The following is a 25,729-nucleotide window of genomic DNA, read 5'->3' on the forward strand; positions in this document are numbered from 1 at the left end:
AGCTACTGATCAGTTCACGAGCTGTTGAATCTACCGGCCGGTCCGGGAACGCGAGGAGCCACCTCGGGTGATTCGCGCCACGGCCGGAGCCCCTGCCATGCTGTGCCGATCGCACCACCGGCACAGCACCGCATCGCGGACGAAATGCCATGGAATGGGACATATGACTACGGAATCCAGGGCGGCCAGGCCGGCACTTCCCGCGAGTCCACCCCTGACCGAACGTCAGGAGGCACGGCGCCGCCGCATCCTGCACACCAGCGCCCGGCTGGCCGGACGCGGCGGCTTCGACGCCGTCCAGATGCGCGAGGTCGCCGAATCCTCCGGCGTCGCCCTCGGCACCCTCTACCGCTACTTCCCCTCCAAGGTGCACCTGCTGGTCGCCACCATGCAGGACCAGCTCCAACACCTCCACACCACGCTCCGCAAACGCCCGCCGTCGGATGAGGACCCCGGCGCCCGCGTCGCCCAGACCCTCATGCGGGCCTTCCGCGCCCTCCAGCGCGAACCCCACCTCGCCGACGCCATGGTCCGCGCCCTCACCTTCGCCGACCGCTCCGTCAGCCCCGAGGTCGACACCGTCTCCCGCCTCACCACCACGATCATCCTCGACGCCATGGGCCTCGACGGCCCGCCCACCCCCGAGCAGCTCTCCGCCGTCCGCGTCATCGAACACACCTGGCACTCCGCGCTGATCACCTGGCTGTCGGGCCGCGCGTCGATCGCCCAGGTGAAGATCGACATCGAGATGGCGTGCCGGCTGATCGGCGTGACGGGGGTGAGCGGGGGCGCGGGCTCGGAATCGGCCTCGGGCGCGGGCTCGGGCTCGGGCTCGGGCTCGGTGGCACGTGGGGGTAGGGGATGAGCGGGAACGCGGGGCGCGGCGGGGCGGGTTAGGGCCGGTGGGGGTGCGGGTAGTTGGCCCGCGAGGGGCCCTTTCGACCCTTACGGGATGTTCCCTACGGGAAACCGGACCGGAGCCGGGCCCGCCGGACGCGCACAGACCTCTCCGCACAGCCCTCTCGGCACAGCCCTTTCGGCACAGCCCTCTCGGCACGGCGACGCACACGACGAAGCAGGGGCCCGACGCCATGTGCGTCGAGCCCCTGCGTGCGGTGCGCGTCCCCGCGCCGTTCCGCCCGGTGACCTGCGGGCCGGTGACCTGCGGGCCGGTTGCCTACGTACCGGCCGTTCCCGTACCGGTTACTTCTTGACCGGCGGGCAGTAGCCGCTGTCCTCGCCGATGGAGTTGATCTCGGCGTTCGGGCGCGAGTCGCCCGCGTAGTTGATCTGGTCGGTGCACTTCACGCCCGGCTTCTTCGGGGTGCCCTCCGGCTTGGCGGCGCCCTTCTCCGGCGTCGGGCAGTAGCCGGTCTTCTCACCGATGGAGTTGATCTCGGCGTTCGGGCGCGAGTCGCCCGCGTAGTTGATCTGGTCGGTGCACTTCACACCGGGCTTCTTCGGGGTGCCGGACGGCTTGTCGCCCTTCTGCGGTGCCGGGCAGTGGCCGGTCTGCTCGCCGATGGAGTTGATCTCGGCGTTGGGGCGGGGGTCGCCGGCGTAGTTGATCTGGTCGGTGCACTTCACACCGGCCTTGTTGGGGGTCTTGGCCGCCGCGCCGCCGACGGAGCCCTGGGCGTCCTTGGCCGGGGAGGACTTGGCGCCCTCCGCGGGGGCCTCGGCGGAGGACGAGGCCGGGGACGAGGACGAGGTGTCGGTGCCGCCGTCCTGGCAGGCGGTGAGCCCGAAGGCGGCGATCGTGATCACCATGGCGGCGGCTGCCTTGCGAGCGTAACGGCGGGTGTAGTGCGACACGTTCTTCCCGATCTTTCCGAGGGGGTGTTTCCGGCTTCTGGGAACAAGACTGCCGCCCGGCGCTGATGCTCCGCCTACGTATGGTTAACGCACCGCTAACGTCCTGCGGGCGGGGCGGGCAGCGGCTTCCCCTCCCGCTCCGCCACCCTCCGCTCCCCGCTACTCCTCCGGTGGGAAGACCGCCTCCCCGCCGGGCGCGAGGGCGACGGTGATCGCCTCCACCGGGCAGCTCTCGGCGGCGGCGAGGACCGTTTCGCAGGCGTCCGTCTCGGCGGCGGTGGGGTGGGAGCGGCGGGCGGTGTCGAGGCGGAAGCGGTCGGGGGCGGTGGCGGCGCACAGACCGGAGCCGATGCAGACGCCGTGGTCGACCTCCAGGTGCCAGCGGTCGGCCATCAGGCACCTGCCGGGAGGTGGATCATCTTGTGCTCCAGGTACTCGCCGAATCCCTCGGGGCCGAATTCGCGGCCGATGCCGGAGTTCTTGTAGCCGCCGAACGGGCCGAGCATGTCGATGCTGAAGGTGTTCACGGAGTAGGTGCCGGTACGGACGCGGCGGGCGAGGTCGGTGCCGTGGTCGGTGTCGGCGGTCCACACGGAGCCGGACAGGCCGTACTCGGAGTCGTTGGCGATGCGTACCGCGTCCGCCTCGTCGTCGTAGGGGAGGAGGCAGATGACCGGGCCGAAGATCTCCTCGCGGGCGATGCGCATGGCGGGGGTGACGTCGCCGAAGAGGGTGGGTTCGACGTACCAGCCGGTGGGCCGGCCGGCGGGGACGCCGCCGCCGGCGAGGATCTTGGCGCCCTCCCGCCGGCCGAGGGCGATGTAGTCGAGGGAGCGTTGCTGCTGGCGGCGGGTGACGAGGGGGCCGAGTTCGGTGGCGGGGTCGAGGGGGTCGCCGACGGTCAGGGCGTTCGCGGCGGCGGTGAACCGTTCGGCGATCTCGTCGTAGCGGGAGCGGGGGGCGAGGATGCGGGTCTGGGCGACGCACGCCTGACCGTTGATCATCCAGGCGAACGGGGTGATCCCGGCGACGGCGGCGTCCAGGTCGGCGTCGGGGAGGATCACGGCGGCGGATTTGCCGCCGAGTTCCAGGGTGACGCGGGTGAGGTTGCGGGCGGCGACCTCCATGACGCGTTTGCCGGCGGCGACGGAGCCGGTGAAGGAGACCTTGTCGACGCCGGGGTGGCCGACGAGGTATTCGCTGACCTCGCGGTCGGCGGGGAGGATCGACAGGACGCCGGGCGGCAGTCCCGCCTCCGTGGCGATGTCGGCGAGGAGGTACGCGTCGAGCGGGGTCTCGGGCGAGACCTTCAGGACGACGGAGCAGCCGGCGAGGAGGGCGGGAGCGAGTTTGGCGGCGGCGGTGAACTGCGGGACGTTCCAGGGGACGACGGCGGCGACGACCCCGGCGGGTTCGCGGCAGATGAGGAGCGGGCCGAGGAGCCCGGCGCGGCGTTCTTCGAACGGGAAGTCGCGGGCGACGGTGAGGGCGGCGTCCCAGACGAGCATCGCGGCGAGCGCCTGGACCATGACGCCGGAGGTGTAGGGGGTGCCGTTCTCGGCGCTGATGACCTTGGCGATCTCCTCGCTGCGGACGGCGAAGGCGTCCTTGATGCGGGTGATGACCGCGATCCGTTCGTCGAGCGGGGTATCGGCCCAGACGCCGGAGTCGAAGGAGGTGCGGGCGGCGACGACGGCGCGGTCGACGTCGGTGCGGGTGGCGTGCGGGACGCGGCCGATGAGCTGTTCGGTGTGGGGGGAGATCACGTCGAGGGTGCCGGTTCCGGCGGGGTCGACGAGTTCACCGCCTATGTAGAGCTTGCCGTGTTCGACGAGGTCGCTCATGGCTGCCGCCTCCCGCGGTCGGCCGCCCTGTCCGGTGTCCGGCGGCCCGGTCGGCCGTGTGACGCCTCCGGTGTCGGGCGGGTGGGAACTTCCGTCAACTGCCTGCGCGTCGAGCGTGTCCGGCGCCGTCGCGGGGCGTCCGCCGGGTGGAAGGGGCGGCGACACAGCAATTCTGACGGCGCGTCAGTTATGGGTCGTTGAACTGATACCACCTCCCGGGGCAGGAGTCCACACGGCCCGGAGCTGGCCACGGCGGGGCGACCGCGGGGCCATCCCGGGTCCGGCTTCCGGAACCTCTCCGCACCCCCCTCCACTGAAACGCGTTCTAGTTATAGTGACGTGGCGTACGCCCCACGGCAGCACGGTCCGGCGCGTGCGCACGGAGGCGGGCCCGGCGGGCGGGCACACCGAGAGGGGCCGCGATGACGCAGGTGACCGACCACCGGGGCGGCGTGTGGAGCATCTCCGTGCCGATCCCGGACAATCCGCTCGGCCACACCCTCGTCCACCTCCTGGAGACCGACCGCGGCCCGGTCCTCATCGACACCGGCTGGGACGACCCGGACTCCTGGGCCGCGCTGACCGGCGGGATCGCCGCCTGCGGCTTCACCGTCGCCGACATCCACGGCGTCCTGCTCACCCACCACCACCCCGACCACCACGGACTGTCCGCGGCGGTGCGCGAGGCGTCCGGCGCCTGGATCGCGATGCACGCGGCGGACGCCGACGTCGTACGGCGCACCCGGGTGGCGCGGCCCGCCGCGTGGCGGGCGCAGCTGGCCGCGAAGCTGGCCGCCGCCGGGGCGCCCGAGGACCACCTCGCGCCGCTGCGCACCGCGCGCGGCGGGGAGCTGCCCGGACAGCGGGCGGCGGTGCCGGACCGGCACATCGCCCCGGGTGAGCTGCTGGATCTGCCCGGCCGCCGGCTGCGCGCCATCTGGACGCCGGGGCATACGCCCGGCCATGTCTGTCTGCATCTGGAGGAGGCGCATCCGGGGCGCGCGGCGGTGGCGGCCGGGGACGGGCCCGGGGCGCCTCCCGGGGACGGCCCGGGGACGGCCGGCGGCGGGCCGTCAAGCCCCGGTGGCGGGCCGGGCGCCGGGTTCGGGCGGCTCTTCTCCGGTGATCACCTGCTGCCGGGGATCAGTCCGCACATCGGGGTGTACGAGGGGACGGACGAGGCGCCGGGCGATCCGCTGGGGGACTATCTCGCGTCGCTGGAGCGGGTGGCGCGGCTCGCCCCGGCGGAGGTGCTGCCCGCCCATCAGCATCCGTTCACCGACGCGGCGGGGCGCGCCCGCGCGCTGCTCGACCACCACGAGGCGCGGCTGGACGGCCTGGTGCGACTGCTCGCCGAGCCGCGGACGCTGTGGCAGCTGACGGTGGCGATGGAGTGGAACCGCCCCTGGGAGCGGATCCCGTACGTCTCCCGGAACATCGCGGTGGCGGAGGCCGAGGCCCATCTGCGGCGGCTGCTGGTGCGGGGCCGGGTGGTGGCGGTGGCGGGCTCGGACCCGGTGACGTACCGGGCGGTGTGAGGCGTCCGGCAGCCGGTGGCGGGGCGGCCGCTCCTGGTGACGGTGCGGGCCCGGGTGGCAATCGTGCGGCGGGACGCGGGGCGCGGGCCCCGGCCGGGCGGTCGGGCGGCGGCGCCCCCGGGGCCGGACGTACGGCGGGGCGCGGCCAGGTGGCGGTGTACGGCCGGGCGGCGGGGCGCGGTGGTGCGCCGGACGGCCCGGCCGCTCGGCGTGCGGGGCGGCCACCGGCGCCGGGCGTCCGTCCTCCGGTGGCCGACCCGGTACCGGAGGGTTCCGGCCGGGTGACCGCTAAAATGTGCGGACAACTCCATGTGTGCCCGATCGGGGGAAGCCGGTGGAATTCCGGCGCTGACCCGCAGCCGTCAGGGCGGACGCGTGCCGTGGGCGCGCCTTCGCACGAGCCGGAACACCCGGTGGGGCGCGACAGGCTCCCGCCGCCGTGCGGGCCGCGCGCAGCGGCCGCGGACGGCGGCGGCACCGTCGAGGTATACGGGGCTGAGCCCGGTGCCACCGCCTGCGGCCCCGGCCGTCGTGCGGGTGGCGGGCCGAGCACGGCCGTCCGCCCCGCGACGCCCCGAGCGATCCGACTGAGAGGCACCCGCCGATGGCCCCCCTGGCCCCTTCCCGTACCGCCCTGGTGCGCCGCGCCGCCGTGGTGTGCGCCGCGGCGCTGGTGCCGGTCGCCGCGACCGCGACCGCCGCGTCCGCCGCTCCGGCGCCGTCCCCCACGAAGCTGCCCGCGGGCCTGTACGGCTCCGGCGACCCGCGGTACGACGGGGTGTGGCGGCAGTCGCTGGCGCTGCTCGCCCAGCACACCGTGCGGGTGGAGCCCGCCGCGGCGGCCGTTGCGTGGCTGACCGGACAGCAGTGCGCCGACGGCGCGTTCGCCGCGTACCGGGCCGACCCCGCGAAGGCGTGCGGCGCGGCGACGATGCGGGACACCAACCAGACGGGTGCGGCGGTGCAGGCGCTGGCGGCGCTCGGCGGGCACGGCGCGACGGTGGAGAAGGCGGTGCGCTGGCTGAGGTCGGTGCAGAACGACGACGGCGGCTGGCCGTCGATGCCCGGCTCACCCAGCGACGCCAACTCGACCTCGGTGGTCATCGGCGCGCTCACCGCCGCGGGCCAGGACCCGGCGAAGGTCACGTCGCCGAAGGGCCACACCCCGTACGAGGGGCTGCTGACGTTCCGGCTCGGATGCTCGGCGAAGCCCGCCGAGCGGGGCGCGTTCACGTTCCAGCTGAAGGGCGCGGCGGCCAACGCCGACGCCTCGGCCGCCGCGGCGACCGGTGCGCTCGGCAAGGGCTTCGTCGTCCCGGCGGCGGGCAAGGACGCCGCCACGCCGGTGGCCGCGCCGGAGTGCGGTGACGGGAAGAAGGAGCCGTCCGGGGCGGGTCCGGACGCGCTGCGGCGGGCCGCGTCGGGCGCGAGCGCGTACCTGGTGAAGGAGATGGACGGCGGCGGGCAGCATCTGATGTCGGCGATGCCGGGCGCGAAGCCGGCGCCGGACGTCGGCAACACCGCCGACGCGGTGGTGGCGCTCGCCGCCGGCGGGCACGGCGCGGCGGCGGCGAAACCCCTGGCGTGGCTGGAGAAGAACGGTCCGGCGTGGGCGGAGCGGGCGGGTCCGGCGGCGTACGCGCAGCTGGTGCTGGCGGCGCACGCCACGGGCACCGATCCGCGGGACTTCGGCGGCAGGGACCTGGTGGCGGCGTTGAACGCGACGGGTCCGAAGCCGTCCGCCGCGGCGGAGAAGCCGGTGCCGCGGGAGAAGGACACCGGGTCGATCAGCGCGTGGTGGCTGGTGCTGGTGGGTCTCGCCGCGGGCGCGGGCATCGGGTTCCTGCTGAGCGGCCGCCGGAAGCGCGGTCAGTGATGCGGGGTGCGCGGTGGGCCGGTGCGCTGGCGCTGGCCGGGGCGGTGACGGTGCCGCTCGCGGTCCCGGCGCAGGCCCAGGGGCAGGCGTACCGGTACTGGTCGTTCTGGGACGGCGCGGGCGGGAAGTGGGCGTACGCGACGCAGGGCCCGGCGACGCTGCGGCCCGCGGACGGCGCGGTGGCCGGTTTCCGGTTCACGGTCAGCGCCGAGTCGTCGGCGGTGGCCCGGCCGCGCACCGCCGCCGACTTCCAGACGCTGTGCGCCGGTACGCCGGAGAAGCCCGGGACGAAGCGGATCGGGGTCGTCGTCGACTTCGGGTCGGCGGCGGACGCGCCCGGCGGTGAGCGGCCGCCGGAGCAGCGGACGGCGTGCGCGCGGGTGCCCGAGGACGCGTCGGCCGGTGAGGCGCTGGCCGCGGTGGCGCAGCCGCTGCGGTACGACGCGCAGGGGATGCTGTGCGGGATCGCCAGGTATCCGAAGGCCGGGTGCGCGGAGCAGGTCGGCGCGACGGGCGGGAGCAAGGCGTCGGGGAAGCCGTCGGCCACGGCGGACGACGGCGACGGCGGCGGCGGTCCGTCGGCGGGGCTGCTCGGCGGCGGCGCGGCGGTCGTGGCGCTGGGGGCGGCGGCGGTGTGGCAGGCCCGCCGCCGTCGCGGATGAGGGCGCCGGAGGCCACCCGGAGCACGGCGCTGCACGCGGGTGCCTGGTGGCTGTGGGCGCTGGGGCTGGCCGCCGCGGCGTCGCGGACCACCAACCCGCTGCTCCTGGGACTGCTGATCGCGGTGGCCGGATATGTGGTGGCGGCGCGGCGGACGGACGCACCGTGGGCCCGGTCGTACGGCGCGTTCGTGAAGCTGGGGCTGCTGGTGCTGGGCATCCGGCTGGTGTTCGCGTTCGTCCTGGGCTCGCCGGTCCCCGGGACACATGTCCTGGTGACGCTGCCGGAGCTGCCGCTGCCCGACTGGGCGCAAGGCGTCCGGGTCGGCGGCCGGGTCACCGCCGAGGGCATGGTCTTCGCCCTCTACGACGGACTGAAACTCGCCACCCTGCTGATCTGTGTGGGCGCCGCGAACGCCCTGGCCGGCCCGGCGCGGCTGCTGAAGTCGCTGCCGGGCGCGCTGTACGAGGCGGGGGTGGCGGTGGTGGTGGCGATGACGTTCGCGCCGCATCTGGTCGCCGATGTGCGGCGGCTGCGGGCGGCGCGGCGGCTGCGCGGCCGCCCGGACCGCGGGTTCGCGGCGCTGCTCCAGGTCGGACTGCCGGTGCTGGAGGGCGCGTTGGAGCGTTCGGTGGCGCTGGCCGGGGCGATGGACGCGCGGGGCTACGGGCGCCGCGCCGAGGTGCCGCGCGCGGTGCGGCGGATCACGGCGGCGCTGACCCTCGGCGGTCTGCTGGGCGTGTGCGCCGGAACGTACGGCCTGCTGGCGCAGGCGGGCGCGGGCCTCGGCCTGCCGCTGCTGCTCGCCGGGCTGGCGGCGGCGCTGGCCGGTCTGTGGCTGGGCGGTCGCCGCTCGGTCCGCACCCGCTACCGCCCCGAACGGTGGGGCGTACGGGCGTGGCTGGTGGCGGGCTCCGGCGCGGCGGTGGCCGCCCTGCTGATCACGGCGGGCGGCTACGCGCCCGAGGCGCTCCACCCCCCGGCGGTCCCGCTGACCGCCCCGCGGCTGCCGCTGTGGCCGGCGCTCTCCGTCCTCGTCGGCCTGCTCCCGGCGTGGGTGGCGCCACGGCCCGCGGACCCGGGCGGGCGGGTTTCGGACCCGTACGGGGCGCGCGGGGAGCCGGGCGGTCCGGAGAGGACCACCGGGGCGGAACGGCCTGCTGCGGCGAAGCGGCTCGGAGCGGGCTCGGGCACGGCCCCGGCCCCGGGCTCGGACTCGGCCCCGGGGTCGGCCCCGGGCTCAGCCCCGGCCCCAGGCTCGGACTCGGCCCCGGGCTCAGGCGCGTCCCCGCTCCCCGGCCCCGCCCGGCTCGTCGGCCGTGCGCCCCGCCGGGAGCGCCCGGCTCGCGGTGCCCGTCCCCTCTCCCCCGTCCGTCCTCCGAAGGAGCGCGTGCAGTGATCCGGTTCGAGCAGGTCTCGGTCACCTACGGGGAGGCGTCCGTGCCTGCCGTGCAGGGGGTGGACCTGACCGTGGCCGAGGGGGAGCTGTGTCTGCTCGTCGGACCCTCCGGTGTCGGTAAGTCGACTTTGCTGAACGCGGTGTGCGGGCTGGTGCCGCACTTCACCGGCGGCACGCTCCGCGGCCGCGTCACCGTCGCCGGACGGGACACCCGCACCCACGCCCCCCGCGAACTGGCCGATGTGGTCGGCACCGTCGGGCAGGACCCGCTGGACCGGTTCGTCACCGACACCGTCGAGGACGAGTTGGCGTACGGCATGGAGTCGCTGGGGCTCGCGCCGGGCGTGATGCGGCGGCGGGTGGAGGAGACGCTGGACCTGCTGGGGCTGGCCGGCCTGCGCGACCGCGCGCTGACCACGCTCTCCGGCGGACAGCAGCAGCGGGTCGCCATCGGGTCGGTGCTGACCGCCCACCCCGAGGTGCTGGTGCTGGACGAGCCGACGTCCGCGCTGGACCCGGGCGCCGCCGAGGAGGTCCTCGCCGTGCTCCAGCGCCTCGTCCACGACCTGGGGACGGCGGTGCTGCTGGCCGAACACCGGCTGGAGCGGGTGGTCCAGTACGCGGACCAGGTCATCCTGATGCCGGGGCCGGGCGCCGCACCACGGCAGGGCCCGCCCGCCGCGATGATGGCGGGCTCCCCCGTCCGCCCGCCCGTCGTCGACCTGGGGGCGCTGGCCGGCTGGTCGCCGCTGCCGCTGTCGGTCCGCGACGCCCGCCGCCGCGCGCCCGCGCTGCGCGACCGGCTGGCCGGGACAAAACCGCGGCGGCCCGACGCCCCGGAGCCACCGCCCGAGCGGGCCGCTCCCCCGGCCCGCCCACGGCGGTCCGGGCTGCTGCGCCGCCGCGCCGCCCGGCCGGACGCGCCGGGGACCGCCTCCGGGGCGCCGCTCGCCGAGGCGCGGCACCTGGCCGTCCGCCGGGGCCGTACCGAGGCGCTGCGCGCCGTCGACCTGACCGTCGGCGCAGGCGAGACCGTCGCGCTGATGGGCCGCAACGGCGCCGGGAAGTCGACGCTGCTGGGCGCCCTGGTGGGGCTGCACGCCCCGGCGTCCGGTGCGGTGACCGTCGGCGGCGCCGTCCCGCACCGCACCGCGCCCGGCACCCTCGTCCGGCACGTCGGACTGGTGCCGCAGGAGCCGCAGGACCTGCTGTACGCGGACACCGTCGCCGCCGAATGCGCCGCCGCCGACCGGGACGCGGACGCCGCGCCGGGCACCTGCCGGAAGCTCGTCGCGCGGCTGCTGCCCGGGGTGGCGGACGCCACGCATCCGCGGGACCTGTCCGAGGGGCAGCGGCTGACGCTGGCGCTGGCGGTGGTGCTGACCGCGCGGCCCCCGCTGCTGCTCCTCGACGAGCCGACCCGCGGCCTGGACTACGCGGCCAAGACCCGGCTGATCGAGGTGTTGCGGGAGCTGGCCGCGCAAGGGCACGGCATCCTCCTCGCCACCCACGACGTGGAACTCGCCGCCGAATTGGCCCGGCGGGTCGTCATCCTGGCCGGCGGGGAGATCGTCGCCGACGGGCCGACCGAGGAGGTCGTGGTGTCCTCACCCGCCTTCGCCCCGCAGGTCGCGAAGGTCCTCGCGCCACTGCCGTGGCTGACGGTGCCGCAGGTGGCCCGCGCCCTGGGGACCGCGCCGTGAGCGCCGTACGGAAGCGGACGACGGGCACCGGGCGGCAGGCGCGGGCCGTACGGCTGGGCCCCCGGTCCGTCGTCGCGCTGGCACTCGTCTCGGCGACGGGCGTGATGGCGTTCGGCTGGCCGCTGCTGGCCGACTCCGCCTCCGGGCTCGCGCACTCCGCGGACGCGCCGTGGCTGTTCGCCGCGCTGCTGCCGATGCTGCTGGCCGTGGTCGTCGCGACGATCGGGGACGCCGGTCTGGACGCCAAGGCCATCGCGATGCTCGGCGTCCTCGCCGCGGCGGGCGCCGCGCTGCGTCCGCTCGGCGCGGGCACCGCGGGCATCGAGCCGATGTTCTTCCTGATGGTGCTGGCCGGGCGGGTGCTGGGCCCCGGCTTCGGGTTCGTCCTCGGCTCGGTGGCGATGTTCGCCTCCGCGCTGCTGACCGGCGGCGTCGGGCCGTGGATGCCGTTCCAGATGCTGTCGATGGGCTGGGTGTCGATGGGCGCCGGTCTGCTGCCCGGCCCCGACCGGCTGCGCGGCGGCCGCGAACTGGCCCTGCTCGCCGGGTACGGGGCGCTCGCCGCGGTCGGCTACGGCCTGGTGATGAACCTCCAGGGCTGGCCGTACCTCGCCGGTCCGGCCTCCGGTGTCTCCTTCGTCCCCGGTGACCCGCTCCCCGCCAACCTCGCCCGCTACCTGACGTACTGCCTGGCCACCTCCCTCGGCTGGGACCTGCCCCGTGCGGCGGTCACGGTGATCTTGACCCTGACCGTCGGCGGCCCCCTGCTGAAGGCGCTGCGACGGGCCACACGGAAGGCGGCGTTCGACGTGCCGGTGACGTTCGAAGAGCCGGAGGACGGGCCGAAGGCGGGGACCGGCCCGGAGGGGGCACCGGCTCCGTACGCGGGGACCGGCCCGAAGGGTGAATCCGGGCCGTGCGCGGGGACCGGCCCGTACCCGGAAGCCGTACCGCCCGCGGAAGCCGCCGCGTGCGCGGAGCCGTCGGCGGACGGCCCCGGCCCCCTGACGGCGCCCGGCGGAGGCGGAGGCGGGAGCGGAACGCCCGGGGCGTGACGCCGTCGCGCCACACCGCCCCGCCCCGGTCAGCCCGCGCCCCCGTCCCCCTCCTCCGGCGACGGCTCCCGCAGCGTCAGGACGTACCGTGCCGTCACCGCCACCCCGGGGTCCTCGTCCAGGGTCAGTGCGGTGAGGGTGCGGGAGGCCGTGGGGCCGGGGACACCGGCGAGGGCCTGGGCCAGCCGGCGGCGGGCGGGGGCACCCGCGCCGCCCGGCGTGCGGCGGGCGGCGAGGCGGGCGGCGATCTCCTCGGCCACCGGCGGATCGGCGGCGAGGACGCTCAGCGCGTCGGCCGCGTCCACGTCGTTGGCGCCCTCGGCGACCATCGCGACGAGGACGGGGATCGCCTCGGGCACGCCCCAGGCGCCGAGCGCCGGCGCCGCGTCCCGGCGTACCGCGGTGTCGGAGTGGGCCAGGGCGGCGCGCAGCGCCGGGCGGGCCACGGCGTCCGGGAGGGCGGCGAGGGCCTGGACGGCGCGCCGCCGGGTCGTGGCCCCAGGCGCGTCGAGAGCCTGCGCCAGCAGTTGCGGCGCCCCGTCCCCGGCGCGGGCCAGGGCCCATTTCAACGCGCCCGCGACATTCGGCTCCGGTTCGCTCAGCACCGCCTCGACCAGGGCTTCGACCGGTGCGGGGCGGTCCGCCGCCGCGGCCAGGGCGGCGCGCTGGCGGCGGTCGGGGCTGGGCGACCCCAGCTCCTGGAGGAGGGCGACGGTCCGCAGGACGTCCGCGCGGTCGGCGGGCTCCGCGGCGCCGATCCGGCGGAGCCGGGTGAGCAGCGCCGTCTCCGCGGCGATCCGTTCGCCGGTGCGCCGGATGAGGTCGTCGACGAGTGCCGCGGGCGCGAAGCCGGGGCCGTCCAGCACCTCACCGACCTCCCGCAGCGTCAGCCCCAGCGAGCGCAGGCTCTCGATGTGGAAGAGGCGCCGCAGATCGTCGCCGGCGTACTCGCGGTACCCGGCGCCGCTGCGGCCCGTCGGGCGCAGCAGTCCGAGCGTGTCGTAGTGCCGGAGCATCCGGGCGCTCACCCCGGAGCGCCGCGCCACCTCGCCGATCAGCACCGTCTCACCCCTCCCGGCCGGCCGTGCCGAGAGCCACGATGCGCTTCGCCTCCTCCACCGCGCAATCGAACCCGGCGTCCGGGTCACGCCGCAGCGCCTCCGTGACCAGGGCGTGGTCCCGTACGCGGGGGTCAAGGCCGTGCGCCGCGGCACGCAGCGCCGGTGTCCCGGCGTCGCCGAGGGCGATCAGCGCCCGGCTCAGGCTCAGCCGCGTCTCCCGTCCGCCGCGCCCGAGCTGCGTCGCCAGCGCCGCGGCCAGCTCCGGAGCCTCGTCGTCCGGTACGAGGACGACCGCCGTGCGCCAGGCGGCGCGGGCCACCTCGTCGTCGACGTCGGTCAGCAGGGCGCGGGTGAGCGCGGGCCAGGCGCGCCGGTCGGCGGTCTTGGACAGGGTGTGCAGCGCCTGGCTGCGGGCCTGGGCGCGCGGTGAGCGCAGCTCCGCCAGGAGCCCGGGGAGCGTCGCGTCCGCCGGGTGCCGGGTCAGCGCCCACGTCAGCATCTCCCGTACGGAGAAGTCCGGCTCGATCGCGCAGCGGGCGAGGAGCGGGGTGATGTGCGGCGGGCGCGGGTCGGTGCCGACCGTGAGCGCGGCGCGCAGCCGTACCGACGCGTCGGTGTGTGCCAGCGCCTTCAGGGCGCGGTCCGCGGGTGTGTCCGTTTCCGTTTCCGGCTGGGTCATCGTGACCACCTCCGGGGCCCAGGCAAGACCTTCGCACGGTGTGAAGGTCAAGCCGGGGCCCGGCGCGGTCAGAGCCGCTGGATGATCGTGCCCGTGGCCAGCGCGCCGCCCGCGCACATGGTGATCAGCGCGAACTCCTTGTCGCGGCGCTCCAGTTCGTGCAGGGCGGTGGTGATCAGGCGGGCGCCGGTGGCGCCGACGGGGTGACCGAGCGCGATGGCGCCGCCGTTGACGTTGACCTTCTCCAGGTCCTGGTCGAAGACGCGGGCCCAGGACAGGACGACGGAGGCGAACGCCTCGTTGATCTCGACGAGGTCGATGTCCTTGAGGGCCATCCCGGCCTTGCCGAGGACGGCGCGGGTCGCGTCGACGGGCCCGTCGAGGTGGTAGTGCGGGTCGGCGCCGACGAGCGCCTGCGCCACGATGCGGGCGCGCGGGGTGAGTTTGAGGGCGCGGGCCATGCGCTTGGAGGCCCACAGGACGGCGGCGGCGCCGTCGGAGATCTGCGAGGAGTTCCCGGCGGTGTGGACGGCCTGCGGCATGACGGGTTTGAGGCCGGCGAGCGCCGCCATGGAGGTGTCGCGCAGCCCTTCGTCACGGTCGACCAGGCGCCACATGCCCTGGCCCGCGGCCTGCTCCTCCTCGGTGGTGGGGACCTGCACGGCGAAGGTCTCGCGCTTGAAGCGTTCCTCCGCCCAGGCGGTCCGGGCGCGCTGCTGGGAGCGGACGCCGAGCGCGTCGACGTCCTCGCGGGTCAGTCCGCGGCGGCGGGCGATGCGTTCGGCGGCCTCGAACTGGTTGGGCAGGTCGACGTGCCACTCGTCGGGCCAGGGTTTGCCGGGCCCGTGCTTGGATCCGCTGCCGAGCGGTACGCGGGACATCGCCTCGACGCCGCAGCCGATGCCGATGTCGATGACGCCGGCGGAGATCATGTTGGCGACCATGTGGTTGGCCTGCTGCGAGGAGCCGCACTGGCAGTCGACAGTGGTGGCGGCGGTCTCGTAGGGCAGGCCCATGGTGAGCCAGGCGTTGCGGGCGGGGTTCATCGACTGCTCGCCGGCGTGGGTGACGGTGCCCCCGACGATCTGCTCGACGCAGTCGGGCCGGAGGCCCGTACGGGCGAGGAGTTCGCGGTACGTCTCGCCCAGGAGGTAGGCGGGGTGGAGGTTGGCGAGCGCGCCCTGGCGCTTGCCGATGGGGGTGCGTACGGCTTCGACGATGACGGGTTCCGCGGCCATGACTGACTCGTCCTCTCCTCGCGTCCGCGGGGCGTGGCGGCACCCACGGAAGAAGAACTAGTACGCGTTCTAGTTCCGCGGTCAGTCTCATGAGCCGTACCCCGGCGGCGCAAGGGGCATGCAGGGGCCGCGCCCGCTCCGCGCGGCCCGGAATTTGGCCGCCGGAGCCCCCTTGCCCGCGAACGTCCGGCGCCGGGGGCCTTGCCACTTGTAGAACTCGTTACTACCTTCGCCGCGACATCTGATGACTCGTCAGAACCAGTGGTGGCGGCGGCGTCACCCGGCCCCCGGCGGCCGGCCGCCGGGCCGCGCCGGACCGGATCAGGAGCCGCCGATGCCATGCCCCGCGCTGCCCGAGGGTTTCGACTTCACCGACCCCGACGTCTACCAGTCGCGCGTCCCGCTCCCCGAGTTCGCCCGGCTGCGGCGGACCGCGCCGGTGTGGTGGTGCGCGCAGCCGCACAACACCGCCGGGTTCGGCGACGACGGCTACTGGGTGGTGACCCGCCACGAGGACGTCAAGGAGGTGTCCACCAAACCGGACATCTTCTCCGCGCACCGCAACACCTCGATCATCCGCTTCAACGACTCCATGACCCGCGACCAGATCGACGTCCAGAAGCTGATCATGCTGAACATGGACCCGCCCGAGCACACCCGGGTCCGGCAGATCGTGCAGCGCGGCTTCACCCCGCGTGCGGTGCGGGCGCTGGAGGGCGCGCTGCGGGAGCGCGCCGGGAAGATCGTCGAGGGCGCGCGCCGCTCCGGCTCCGGCGACTTCGTCACCGACATCGCCTGCGAACTGCCGCTCCAGGCCATCGCGGAGCTGATCGGTGTCCCCCAGGACGACCGCGCCCGCATCTTCGACTGGTCGAACAAGATGATCGCCTACGACGATCCGGAACTCGCCATCACCGAGGAGGTCGGCACCACCGCCGCGATGGAGCTGATCTCCTACGCGATGAACCTCGCCGCCGACCGCAAGGCGTGCCCCGCCGCCGACATCGTCAGCACACTGGTCGCCGCGGAGGATGACGGCAACCTCGGCTCCGACGAGTTCGGCTTCTTCGTGCTGCTGCTGGCGGTGGCGGGCAACGAGACGACCCGCAACGCCATCACCCACGGCATGCACGCCTTCCTCACCCACCCCGACCAGTGGGAGCTGTACAAACGCGAGCGGCCCGCCACCGCCGCCGAGGAGATCGTGCGCTGGGCCACCCCCGTCGTCTCCTTCCAGCGCACCGCCACCCGGGACACCACCCTGGGCGGCGCCCGCATCCGCGAGGGCCAGCGGGTCGGCATCTTCTACGCCTCCGCCAACAACGACCCCGACGTCTTCGAGCGCCCCGGGGACTTCGACATCACCCGCGACCCCAACCCGCACCTCGGCTTCGGCGGCGGCGGACCGCACTTCTGCCTCGGCAAGTCCCTCGCCGTCCTGGAGATCAACCTGATCTTCCAGGCGATCGCCGACGCCCTCCCGGACATCACCCTCACCGACGCCCCCCGCCGCCTGCGCTCGTCGTGGCTGAACGGCGTGAAGGAGATGCGGGTCCGCTACGCGTAGCCGGCGCCCCGCCGCACGGGACGGGCCCGTCGCCCCCGGGGCGGCGGGCCTTCGCGCGCCTTTGGACGGGGATCTCCGTACGGCACGGCGGTGACCTCCGTCCGCTCCCGGGGCGGCGGACGGTACGGGAGGCCGGGCGGCCGGAGGGCCCCGGGCGGGCGGGCGCCCCGGCGGGCAGACGGCCGAAAACCGTCACGCGCGTGTCCTTGCCAGCGGACAGCGGCGGAATTACATTCAACTCGCCGGTAACACCCGGGGTAACCCCGGTAGTTCAGCGACGACGGCAGTGCGCCGACCGCAGGTCCTGCCCCGTCCCGCTCCCGTACCGCCGCACGGCCCCCCGTGCCCCGCGCCGCCCGGCGGCCGCGGCGCCCGGACCGTATACACCGCGCATCCGCACCTGGCACGCCCCCCACACGTTCGACAGCGCGACCCACCGCACTCATCGAAGGGGATCCGTCGTGAAGGACGCACACGGCAGACATGTCACGGGACGCATCAGCTGGCGGCGGTTCGCCGTGCTGACCGTCCCGGCCGTCGCCACCACCGCCGCCCTGGGCATCGCCCTCGCCAACGGGGCGCTCGCCGCCTCGTTCGCCGTCTCGGGACAGCAGTTCAAAGTGTCCGCGGACCGCCTCACGGGCGACGGGTTCGCCCAGTACGGCAGCGTGGACACCAATGCGAGAGGCGATCTGCTGCCGGTCGCCGTCACCGCCATCAAGACCGCCGAACTGCACCACCTGTGCCAGTCGGTCGTCACCCGCCTGCCGGTCCTCGGCGACATCTCCCTCAACCTCACCGCCGGCGCCGACGAACCCGTCAGGGCGACCAACCTCTTCGTCGACGCCACCCAGCTCGCCGGCGACGCGTCCTTCCACGGCATCGAGATCGGCCGGGACGCCTCGACGCTGAGCAAGGGCCCGGCCGACGCCAAGGGCCTCCAGGACCTCTTCGCGCAGCAGGCCGACGACATCGCCATCAACCATCTGCGGCAGACCGCCTGGTCCACCAACGCCGGAACATTCCGACTCTCCGGGCTCAGCATGAAGATTTCCAAGGGCGCGAAGGAATGCTTCTGAGGTGGGCGCCGCGACCGTCCGCGCCCGCTGGCGGCGCTGGCGCCGGAGCCGTCCCTTCTGGGGCGGACTGGCGGCGGCGCTCGCCGGGGCCGAGATCTGCGCCCTGCCGCTGGCCCCGCTGAAGGTCATGCTCCAGCAGGGCATCGCCGGAGTCCCGTCGGTCCTGATGGGGCTGGTGATGATCCTGATGGGGCTGTCGGCGTGGTTCACCCCGCAGCACCGGACCCTCGCCGGCGTCCTGACCGTCCTCGGCGCGACCGCCGCACTCGTCATGTCCAACCTCGGCGGCTTCCTCCTCGGCACCGTCCTCGGCATCCTCGGCGGCGCGCTGATCTTCGCGTGGCAGCCGGTGACCGCCGACGTGGCGGAGCGGGACGGCACACCGGGCGGGCCGGCAGGGGCCGGGGCCGGGACCACGGATCCGGCGGAGGGCACCGGTGCGACGGGCCCGACGGCGGCCCCGGTGCCGACGCCGACACCGGCTCCCGGCAACTCCCGCCCGTAGCACGGCGGGAGCGACGGGAGCAGCCCGGCGGGGCCTCTCCCCGCCGGTCCCGGCGGACGCCCGCGCCCTCGTCGACGTACCTCCGCAGGACAACCTCCGTCCCCCGCGGGACACCTCCGTACGGCACCCCCAGGCCGACCGGCCCCGTACGGCTGCCGTCCCGCCCGTTCCCCGTTTCACCCCGCGCGCGGTTCGCCGTGCGCGCCCACCGCGCCGCGCGGCCGTGCCGCTGTGCGCCGCCGCGCGGGATGGCACCACCGCACTTCCCCCTCACCGCCCGGCTCCCGGGCACCCACCCGTACGAAGGAGATCAGCGATGTCCCAGCATCTGACCCGCACCGTGCTCACCGCGTCGGCCGGTGTCGTGGCGGCCCTCGGGCTGACGTTCGCCGCGACCGGGCCGGCGACCGCCGAGCCCGCGCCCGCGCCGGGGGCGGCCGCCGCGTCCACCACCGTCACGCCCGCCGGGCACGCCTTCGGCGCGAAACTCTCCGGTTCGCCGACGTTCTCCGCCGGGTCGGTGACGGTGACCTGCACCGCCTCCGAAGCCACCGGGAAGGTGCCCGACGCGCCCGGCAACACCAACGCCTCCGGGCCGGTGAGCAGCGCCGTCTCCGCGCCCACCTACAGCTCCTGCACCACGAGCATGCCGGGCGTCAGCGCCACCGTCACCACCACCGGCGACTGGACCGTGGCCCTCCAGAACGGCTCCCCGGCGACCGCCGGGCTCACCATGCCGTCCGGCGGCTTCGTCCTGAAGACCAGCGGGCTGGCCACGTGTACGGTGACCGCCGCGCCGACGGCGGCGGCGACCGTCAACGGCACCTGGACCAACGGCGCGCCCTCCACCCTGAAGTTCACCGACGCGGCGGTGCCGGTGAAGGTCGAGGGCGGCTTCGGCTGCCCGACGACCGCGACCAGCTCGAACTTCAACGCCACCTACGCCGTCAGTGACACCACCGACGCGGGGTCCCGGATCACGGTCGGCAGCTGACCCCCTCCGGCCACTGACCTCCACCGGGCGGCTGACCGCCTCCGGCAGCTGAGCACCATCGGCGGCTGACCGGCGGTCGCCCACCGCGCCGCCCGCGCACCACCCTCCTACCGGTCGGCCCACGCACCGCACCGGTCCGCCGCCGGTGGCCGCTCCCCCACGGCCACCGGCGGCGCCACGGAGCAGGGCGGCGGCCCGCCACCGGTACGGAAACCGGCCCGCCACCGGTACGGAAACCGGCCCGGCGCCCGTACGGGTACCGGACCGGCATCCGTACGGAACCGGGCCGCCGCCCCGCGACCGCCGTCGTACCGGGCCCGCCGTCTCACCGACCGCCCAGGACGAAGCCGACCGCCGCCGCCACGACGGCGACCGTGCCCGTCGCGTACCCGGTCAGCAGGCGCCGTCGCAGCCTCCGGTGGACGGCCTCGTACTCGGCGCGCAGTTCGGTGGCGCGGGCCGCGATGCGCTCCAGGCACTCGCGGGAGACCTCGGTCCGGTCGCGGCAGTAGTGCCGTTCGACCTCCGCACGCTGGGCCCCGGTCAGCCAGGGCAGCCCGGCGCAGAACGCCTCCGCGCGGCTCCGCGCCCGGCGCTTCTCCGCCTCCCACAGCAGGAAGCCCTCGATCTCGTTGATCGCCGCGTCGGTCCGCATCCCGTCGGTCGTTCCGCTCATGCCCGGCCGCTCCGCCCGGCCACCGACACCGCCCGCTCCCCGCTCCGCAGCGCGTCGTCCTCGGCGGCGACCTCGGGATGGTGCAGATCGAACGCCGGGGATTCGGACCGGATACGCGGCAGGGTCAGGAAATTGTGGCGCGGCGGCGGGCAGGAGGTCGCCCATTCCAGGGAACGGCCGTAGCCCCACGGATCGTCGTCCGCGACCTTCTCCCCGTATTTCGCGGTCTTCCAGACGTTGTGGAAGAAGGGCAGGACGGACAGGCCGAGGAGGAAGGAGAAAATCGTCGAGACGGTGTTCAGCGTGGTGAAGCCGTCGGCCGCGAGATAGTCCGGGATACGGCGGAGCATGCCTTCCGCGCCCAGCCAGTGCTGGACGAGGAACGTGCCGTGGAAGCCGATGAACAGCGTCCAGAAGGTGATTTTCCCCAGGCGTTCGTCCAGCATCTTGCCGGTGAACTTCGGCCACCAGAAGTGGAATCCGGAGAACATCGCGAAGACGACCGTACCGAAGATGACGTAGTGGAAGTGGGCCACCACGAAGTACGAGTCGGTGACATGGAAGTCGATCGGCGGGGAGGCGAGGAGGACGCCGGTCAGACCGCCGAAGACAAAGGTGATGAGGAAGCCGATCGCCCAGAGCATCGGCGTTTCGAAGGAGAGCGAGCCTTTCCACATCGTGCCGATCCAGTTGAAGAACTTCACCCCGGTCGGCACGGCGATGAGGAAGGTCATGAAGGAGAAGAACGGCAGCAGGACGCCGCCGGTGGCGTACATGTGGTGCGCCCAGACGGTCACCGAGAGACCGGCGATGGAGATCGTCGCGGCGATCAGTCCGACGTAGCCGAACATCGGCTTACGGGAGAAGACCGGAATGACCTCGGAGATGATCCCGAAGAACGGCAACGCGATGATGTAGACCTCCGGATGCCCGAAGAACCAGAAGAGGTGCTGCCACAGAAGCGCCCCGCCGTTCGCCGCGTCGAAGATGTGTGCCCCGAATTTCCGGTCCGCCTCCAGGGCGAACAGCGCGGCGGCCAGCACCGGGAAGGCGAGCAGCACGAGAACGCCGGTCAGCAGCACGTTCCAGGTGAAGATCGGCATGCGGAACATCGTCATACCGGGCGCGCGCATACAGATGATCGTGGTGATGAAGTTGACCGACCCGAGAATCGTGCCGAATCCGGAGAGCGCCAGCCCCATGATCCACATATCGCCGCCGATCCCCGGCGAGCGGACCGCCCCGGAGAGCGGCGAATACGCGAACCAGCCGAAATCCGCCGCCCCTTGCGGAGTGAGAAACCCACCGACCGCTATCAGCGACCCGAAGAGATAGAGCCAGTACGACAGCATGTTGAGCCGGGGAAAGGCGACATCGGGCGCGCCGATCTGCAGCGGCATGATCCAGTTGGCGAATCCGGCGAACAGCGGCGTCGCGAACATCAGCAGCATGATCGTGCCGTGCATCGTGAACGCCTGGTTGAACTGTTCGTTCGACAGGATCTGATGGCCGGGGCGGGCGAGTTCGGCGCGCATCAGCAGCGCCATCACCCCGCCGACGCAGAAGAACGCGAACGCGGTGACGAGATAGAGCGTGCCGATCGCCTTGTGGTCCGTGGTCGTCAGCCACTTCACGGGAGTTCTCATGCCCGGTAGGTGTCCGGCGGGCCGCCCCGCGTCACCGCCGGGGCCGTGGGATGGATCACCCGGGCGGCGTGTGACGATCGGGGGCGTGCCGGACACCAACCGATCATGAGCACGGACGAAGCCTTCGCCGCTGCCTACCGCGCCCACTACTGGGCGGTCAGCCGTTTCGTGGCACGGCGGCTGGACGGGCAGGCGGACGAGGTCGAGGAAATAGTCGCGGAGGTCTTCTCCACCGCCTGGCGCCGCCGCGCGGACCTCCCCGACTCCCCCCTGCCCTGGCTGTACGGGGTGGCCCGCAACTGCCTGGCCAACACGGTGCGCGGCAAGGGCCGCCACCGCCGGCTCCTGCACCGGCTGGGCAACCACGAGATCGCGCACCGCCGGGGCACGGTGGAGAGCCCGGACGCGGAGCGGCCCGGCTCCTGGGTGCACGAGGCGCTGGCCCGGCTCTCCCCGGCCGACCAGGAGGTGCTGCGGCTGACGGCGTGGGAGGAGCTGACCGTCGACGAACTGGCCGTCACCCTCGGCTGCGGCCGCGGCGCGGCGGCGATGCGGCTGCACCGGGCGCGGGGACGGCTCCGCACCCAGATCGACCGGATGCGGACGCCGGTGTCCGCGCGAGCAGGAGGCGAGTGCGATGGATGACGAACTGGAGCTGCTGCGCTCGGCCGACCCCGCGCCGGCGCACACCGGGCCGTGGCGGGAGCGGCCCCTAGACCACCGGGCCGAGCGGGCCCTGAACCAGCTGCTGTACCGCAACCGCCGCCGGCAGATCGGCCGCCGGCTGGTGCTCCGCGCCGAGGCGGCGGCGCTGACCCTCTTCGCGGTGCTCGCCTACACCCTCTCCGGGCCCGGCGCCGCCCCGGCGGCCGCCGTCCCGGCCGCCCTCCAGGTGCGGTCCGGCGGCCCGTCCGTGCCGCTGGCCGAACTGGCGCGGCGCGCGCGGACGTACGCGGACGCGGCGGATCCGGCGGCCGGGCCGCGCCGCGGCAGCCACGTGCAGAGCTGGTACCTGGACCGCCGTACCGGCACCGCGGACGCACCGCCGGTCACCGTGCCCGAGGAGCGGCTGACCCGGTGGAACACCGACGGCAGCGGCACCGAGCTGGTGGTGGCGACCGATCCGCGGCACCCGGGCCGCCCGGTGATCCACGCCACCGGCGACGGACGCCGCAGCACCGTCGAGGACGGCAGGGTGCTGCACCGGGTGGCGTACCCGGCGGGCGCCGAGGCGTCCGGCGGCGGCCTGGCGTCGCGGACGCCGCCGCCCGACGACCCCGAGGCGCTGCGGCGGCTGCTCGGCGCGCTGTACGGCGGGGCCGACGGCGGGACGCCGCAGCTGCTCCAGGCGCTTTCGGCGTTCCGGCAGGAGTGGACGCCGGGCCCCCGGGAGAACGCCGCCGTGGTGGCGCTGCTCGCCACCGCCCGCGATCTGCGCCCGGCGGGCCGGGTCACCGACCGGCTGGGCCGCCCCGGGCAGGCGTACGTCTGCACCGGACGCGCCGGGGCGATGGAGGGCATCCGCCAGATGCTGATCCTCGACCCGGCGACCGGCCGCCTCCTCGGCAACGAGACGACGACCACGGCGGCCATCCCCGACGCGCGGGTGGCCGCCGGTGCGGTCCTGTCGTACGAGGCGTGGCTGGAGTGACCCGGGCCGCCCGGTGACGTCGCCCGGGGTGCGGTCCGTCGGGGTGGCGGACGGCCCGGGTGGCGGACGGCGCGCACCGGGCGGATCCTTGAGTGACGCGACGATCCCCCGGCGCGGTGGCCCCCGGCGGGCCGCCGCGCCGGTCGTGCGTACGGGCCCGTCCGGCGGTCGTACGTACGGGCCGTGCGGCGTGCGTACGGGCCGTGCGGCGTGCGTACGGGCCGTGCGTCGTGCGTACGGGCGTCCGCGGGTGGCCGTCCGGCACTCGCCGCGCCCCTCTCCCGGTGGCGTCCGGCAGGCCGAGGAGCGCGGGGGAGGGGCGCGTACGGGAGGACCGCACGCCGGGTGTGGGCCGCGTCACCCCGGCGCGCGGTTGCGGGCTCTCACCGCGATATGGCTCACACCCCGGCACCTCGCCGGAAGCTCCGCGAAGGCACGTTTGGCCTGCGGAGAGCGGGTAGGCGACCCCTTGCGCGGTCAGCCGTGCACCGTCCGTGATGACCGGGTCTGCCCCTATGGTCGACTTTCGCCCGTCACCCCGTGACGGGACTTTTTCCTGTAGTCGACCCAGAGAGCGCAGGCGAGCGAGCACGTGCCGACGCAGTCCCCCGTCGCACCGGGGCCCCGTGACAAGGGCGGTAAGGGTGGTGGCCGGACGGCCACCGCATCCGACTCGGAACAGCGCACCGGGGGCACGTCCTCCAGAGAGTCCACCGGCGAGGTGACGGTCGTCGAGCCGGCGATGGTCAAGCGCGCGGTCTCCGCCGCGGCGCTCGGCAACGCCATGGAGTGGTTCGACTTCGGTGTCTACAGCTACATCGCGGTCACCCTCGGCAAGGTGTTCTTCCCGTCCGGGAACCCGACGGCGCAGCTGCTGTCGACGTTCGGCGCGTTCGCCGCGGCGTTCCTCGTCCGGCCGATCGGCGGCATGGTCTTCGGCCCGCTCGGCGACCGCATCGGCCGCCAGAAGGTCCTCGCCCTCACCATGATCATGATGGCGGCGGGCACCTTCTGCATCGGCCTGATCCCCTCGTACGCCTCGATCGGCGTCGGCGCCCCGATCCTGCTGCTCGTCGCCCGGCTGGTGCAGGGCTTCTCCACCGGCGGTGAGTACGGCGGCGCGTCCACCTTCATCGCCGAGTACGCGCCCGACAAGAAGCGCGGCTTCCTCGGCAGCTGGCTGGAGTTCGGCACCCTGGCGGGCTACGTCGGCGGCGCCGGCCTGGTCACCTTGATGACCGCGCTGCTCTCCACCGACGCTCTGCTCTCCTGGGGCTGGCGGATCCCGTTCCTGATCGCGGGCCCGATGGGCATCATCGGCCTCTACCTGCGGATGCGGCTGGAGGAGACCCCGGCGTTCGCGCAGCTGGAGGCGGAGGCGCGGACGAAGGAGAAGGAGCGGCGCGAGGCGGAGAAGCGCGTCGGCGTCCGCGAGATGATCTTCGGTCAGTGGCGTTCGATGCTGCTCTGCGTCGGCCTCGTCCTGGTCTTCAACGTCACCGACTACATGCTCCTGTCGTACATGCCGAGCTATCTGACCTCGGAGCTGAAGTACGACGAGACGCACGGGCTGCTGGTCGTCCTCGCGGTGATGGTCGTGATGATGTGCGTCCAGCCGTTCGCGGGCCGGCTCAGCGACCGCTTCGGCCGCCGCCCGGTGATCGCCGCGGGCTGCGTCGGGTTCCTGGTGCTGTCGGTGCCCGCGCTGCTGCTGATCCGGCAGGGCTCGCTGCTCGCCATCGCCCTCGGCATGAGCGCGCTGGGCCTGCTGCTGGTCTGCTTCACCTCCACGATGCCCTCGACGCTGCCCGCGCTCTTCCCGACGAAGGTCCGCTACGGCTCGCTGTCCATCGGCTTCAACATCTCCGTCTCGCTGTTCGGCGGCACCACCCCGCTGATCGTCACGGCGCTGATCGGCGCCACCGGCGACCGCATGATGCCCGCCTACTACATGATGGCGGCGGCCGTCATCGGCGGTATCGCGGTCTGGCGGATGTCGGAGAGCGCCCGCAAGCCGCTGCCCGGCTCGCCCCCCGCGGTGGAGACCGACGCGGAGGCCCGCGAGGTCGTCCGCATCACCCGCCAGAAGGCGACCGCGGCCGCCTGACCGGCGTCCCGGCAGAACCCCAGGAGCCCGGTGCCCGCACGGCACCGGGCTCCGGTGCGTCCGGGGGCGCGCCGTGCAGCGGCCCGGGGCCCGTACGCGTCCGGATGCCGCCACCGGCCCGGCGTCCGGTCGGGGGACCTGGCCCCCGGCCGCCCCGCTGGATGGGGCACGATGGCGGCATGAGCATCGTGAAGATCAACGCACTCACCGTCCCCGCCGAGCAGCGTGAGGTCCTGGAGCAGCGGTTCTCCTCCCGCGCCGGGACCGTCGACTCGTCCGACGGCTTCGAATGGTTCGAGCTGCTGCGGCCCGTCGAGGGCACCGACCAGTACCTCGTCTACACCCGCTGGCGCGACGAGGCGTCCTTCCAGGCGTGGATGGAGGGCCCGATGAAGGCCGCCCACCAGGGTGGCGGTGAGGGCGGCGGTGAGCGGCCGAAGCCCGCCGCGTCCGGCTCCACGCTCTGGTCGTTCGAGGTCGTCCAGCAGGCCGGTCCGAAGCAGGGCTGACGCGAGGCCGGTCCCGCTGAGGGCCGGCGTCCGACCGGTCCGGGGCGCCTGCCCACCGCGGGCGCCCCGTCCGTGTCACCGCCCGTCACCGGAGCGCACCGGCCCGGGGCGGACCGTTCCGGGGCGG

23 protein-coding genes and 1 riboswitch are annotated in these 25,729 nt (G+C 74.5%); of the genes, 15 read left to right on the forward strand and 8 right to left on the reverse strand.

What is annotated here, in order from left to right; genetic code table 11:
* Positions 1 to 163 precede the first annotated feature (163 nt).
* Positions 164 to 865 (forward strand): TetR family transcriptional regulator, encoded by a 702-nt coding sequence (locus ACZ4M8_RS02365; RefSeq protein WP_467602676.1) that lies wholly within the window; start codon positions 164 to 166, stop codon positions 863 to 865.
* Between the two features lie 338 nt (positions 866 to 1,203).
* On the opposite strand, the gene ACZ4M8_RS02370 is transcribed toward ACZ4M8_RS02365, so the two are convergent.
* The 3 genes from ACZ4M8_RS02370 to ACZ4M8_RS02380 all read right to left on the reverse strand — a co-directional run bounded on the left by ACZ4M8_RS02370 (position 1,204) and on the right by ACZ4M8_RS02380 (position 3,659).
* Positions 1,204 to 1,770, reverse strand: a complete 567-nt coding sequence (locus ACZ4M8_RS02370) for a hypothetical protein (protein WP_467602678.1) — start codon at positions 1,768 to 1,770, stop codon at positions 1,204 to 1,206.
* A 204-nt stretch (positions 1,771 to 1,974) separates the two neighbouring features.
* A complete protein-coding gene (locus tag ACZ4M8_RS02375; RefSeq protein WP_467602680.1) occupies positions 1,975 to 2,208 on the reverse strand; it encodes a ferredoxin in 234 nt (77 codons plus the stop codon).
* Positions 2,208 to 3,659, reverse strand: a complete 1,452-nt coding sequence (locus ACZ4M8_RS02380; protein ID WP_467602682.1) for an aldehyde dehydrogenase — start codon at positions 3,657 to 3,659, stop codon at positions 2,208 to 2,210. Before ACZ4M8_RS02380 ends, ACZ4M8_RS02375 begins: the two co-directional genes overlap by 1 nt.
* A 422-nt stretch (positions 3,660 to 4,081) precedes the next feature.
* Here ACZ4M8_RS02380 and ACZ4M8_RS02385 point away from each other — a divergent pair, with 422 nt between their 5' ends.
* The 6 genes from ACZ4M8_RS02385 to ACZ4M8_RS02410 all read left to right on the forward strand — a co-directional run bounded on the left by ACZ4M8_RS02385 (position 4,082) and on the right by ACZ4M8_RS02410 (position 11,890).
* Complete coding sequence (locus ACZ4M8_RS02385) at positions 4,082 to 5,197, forward strand: MBL fold metallo-hydrolase (RefSeq protein ID WP_467602684.1); 1,116 nt, start codon at positions 4,082 to 4,084, stop codon at positions 5,195 to 5,197.
* Positions 5,198 to 5,521: 324 nt separating this feature from the next.
* Positions 5,522 to 5,609, forward strand: a riboswitch (cobalamin riboswitch).
* 192 nt (positions 5,610 to 5,801) lie between these two features.
* Positions 5,802 to 7,073, forward strand: a complete 1,272-nt coding sequence (locus tag ACZ4M8_RS02390; protein WP_467602685.1) for an LPXTG cell wall anchor domain-containing protein — start codon at positions 5,802 to 5,804, stop codon at positions 7,071 to 7,073.
* Positions 7,073 to 7,735 (forward strand): SCO2322 family protein, encoded by a 663-nt coding sequence (locus ACZ4M8_RS02395; protein WP_467602687.1) that lies wholly within the window; start codon positions 7,073 to 7,075, stop codon positions 7,733 to 7,735. The genes ACZ4M8_RS02390 and ACZ4M8_RS02395 overlap by 1 nt, the downstream gene beginning before the upstream one ends.
* Complete coding sequence (locus tag ACZ4M8_RS02400) at positions 7,732 to 9,132, forward strand: energy-coupling factor transporter transmembrane component T family protein (RefSeq protein ID WP_467602688.1); 1,401 nt, start codon at positions 7,732 to 7,734, stop codon at positions 9,130 to 9,132. Before ACZ4M8_RS02395 ends, ACZ4M8_RS02400 begins: the two co-directional genes overlap by 4 nt.
* Positions 9,129 to 10,835, forward strand: coding sequence for an ABC transporter ATP-binding protein (locus tag ACZ4M8_RS02405; protein WP_467602690.1), 1,707 nt, complete (start codon positions 9,129 to 9,131; stop codon positions 10,833 to 10,835). Before ACZ4M8_RS02400 ends, ACZ4M8_RS02405 begins: the two co-directional genes overlap by 4 nt.
* A complete protein-coding gene (locus ACZ4M8_RS02410; RefSeq protein WP_467602692.1) occupies positions 10,832 to 11,890 on the forward strand; it encodes an ECF transporter S component in 1,059 nt (352 codons plus the stop codon). Before ACZ4M8_RS02405 ends, ACZ4M8_RS02410 begins: the two co-directional genes overlap by 4 nt.
* Before the next feature lie 29 nt (positions 11,891 to 11,919).
* Here ACZ4M8_RS02410 and ACZ4M8_RS02415 read toward each other — a convergent pair whose 3' ends face one another.
* The 3 genes from ACZ4M8_RS02415 to ACZ4M8_RS02425 all read right to left on the reverse strand — a co-directional run bounded on the left by ACZ4M8_RS02415 (position 11,920) and on the right by ACZ4M8_RS02425 (position 14,868).
* Positions 11,920 to 12,951 carry a HEAT repeat domain-containing protein gene (locus ACZ4M8_RS02415; RefSeq protein WP_467602694.1) on the reverse strand — a complete coding sequence of 344 codons (1,032 nt, stop codon included), beginning with the start codon at positions 12,949 to 12,951 and terminating at the stop codon, positions 11,920 to 11,922.
* A 4-nt stretch (positions 12,952 to 12,955) separates the two neighbouring features.
* On the reverse strand, positions 12,956 to 13,630 hold the full coding sequence (locus ACZ4M8_RS02420) for a HEAT repeat domain-containing protein (protein ID WP_467602696.1): 675 nt from the start codon (positions 13,628 to 13,630) through the stop codon (positions 12,956 to 12,958).
* Between the two features lie 68 nt (positions 13,631 to 13,698).
* Positions 13,699 to 14,868 carry a steroid 3-ketoacyl-CoA thiolase gene (locus ACZ4M8_RS02425; RefSeq protein WP_467602698.1) on the reverse strand — a complete coding sequence of 390 codons (1,170 nt, stop codon included), beginning with the start codon at positions 14,866 to 14,868 and terminating at the stop codon, positions 13,699 to 13,701.
* 334 nt (positions 14,869 to 15,202) lie between these two features.
* Here ACZ4M8_RS02425 and ACZ4M8_RS02430 point away from each other — a divergent pair, with 334 nt between their 5' ends.
* From ACZ4M8_RS02430 to ACZ4M8_RS02445, 4 genes are all read left to right on the forward strand, one after another.
* Positions 15,203 to 16,435, forward strand: coding sequence for a cytochrome P450 (locus tag ACZ4M8_RS02430; RefSeq protein ID WP_467602700.1), 1,233 nt, complete (start codon positions 15,203 to 15,205; stop codon positions 16,433 to 16,435).
* A 461-nt stretch (positions 16,436 to 16,896) separates the two neighbouring features.
* Complete coding sequence (locus ACZ4M8_RS02435; RefSeq protein ID WP_467602702.1) at positions 16,897 to 17,514, forward strand: DUF6230 family protein; 618 nt, start codon at positions 16,897 to 16,899, stop codon at positions 17,512 to 17,514.
* A 1-nt stretch (position 17,515) separates the two neighbouring features.
* Complete coding sequence (locus ACZ4M8_RS02440) at positions 17,516 to 18,019, forward strand: DUF6114 domain-containing protein (protein ID WP_467602704.1); 504 nt, start codon at positions 17,516 to 17,518, stop codon at positions 18,017 to 18,019.
* A gap of 316 nt (positions 18,020 to 18,335) precedes the next feature.
* Entirely contained in the window at positions 18,336 to 19,013 is a 678-nt protein-coding gene (locus ACZ4M8_RS02445) for a hypothetical protein (protein WP_467602705.1), read from the forward strand.
* A gap of 325 nt (positions 19,014 to 19,338) precedes the next feature.
* Here the strand turns inward: ACZ4M8_RS02445 and ACZ4M8_RS02450 are convergent, their stop codons facing one another.
* Positions 19,339 to 19,689 (reverse strand): hypothetical protein, encoded by a 351-nt coding sequence (locus ACZ4M8_RS02450; protein ID WP_467602707.1) that lies wholly within the window; start codon positions 19,687 to 19,689, stop codon positions 19,339 to 19,341.
* Positions 19,686 to 21,335 (reverse strand): aa3-type cytochrome oxidase subunit I, encoded by a 1,650-nt coding sequence (ctaD, locus tag ACZ4M8_RS02455; protein ID WP_467602709.1) that lies wholly within the window; start codon positions 21,333 to 21,335, stop codon positions 19,686 to 19,688. Before ctaD ends, ACZ4M8_RS02450 begins: the two co-directional genes overlap by 4 nt.
* Before the next feature lie 105 nt (positions 21,336 to 21,440).
* Between ctaD and ACZ4M8_RS02460 the strand changes: the two genes are divergently transcribed.
* The 4 genes from ACZ4M8_RS02460 (at position 21,441) to ACZ4M8_RS02475 (ending at position 25,602) form a co-directional block, all read left to right on the forward strand.
* Entirely contained in the window at positions 21,441 to 21,980 is a 540-nt protein-coding gene (locus tag ACZ4M8_RS02460; protein WP_399091535.1) for an RNA polymerase sigma factor, read from the forward strand.
* On the forward strand, positions 21,973 to 22,986 hold the full coding sequence (locus ACZ4M8_RS02465; protein ID WP_467602711.1) for a CU044_5270 family protein: 1,014 nt from the start codon (positions 21,973 to 21,975) through the stop codon (positions 22,984 to 22,986). The genes ACZ4M8_RS02460 and ACZ4M8_RS02465 overlap by 8 nt, the downstream gene beginning before the upstream one ends.
* A gap of 721 nt (positions 22,987 to 23,707) precedes the next feature.
* Complete coding sequence (proP, locus tag ACZ4M8_RS02470) at positions 23,708 to 25,093, forward strand: glycine betaine/L-proline transporter ProP (RefSeq protein ID WP_467603442.1); 1,386 nt, start codon at positions 23,708 to 23,710, stop codon at positions 25,091 to 25,093.
* A gap of 179 nt (positions 25,094 to 25,272) precedes the next feature.
* Entirely contained in the window at positions 25,273 to 25,602 is a 330-nt protein-coding gene (locus tag ACZ4M8_RS02475; protein ID WP_345083731.1) for an antibiotic biosynthesis monooxygenase family protein, read from the forward strand.
* The last annotated feature ends 127 nt before the right edge of the window (positions 25,603 to 25,729 follow it).

This window comes from Streptomyces sp. NPDC027185 (genome assembly GCF_055567035.1).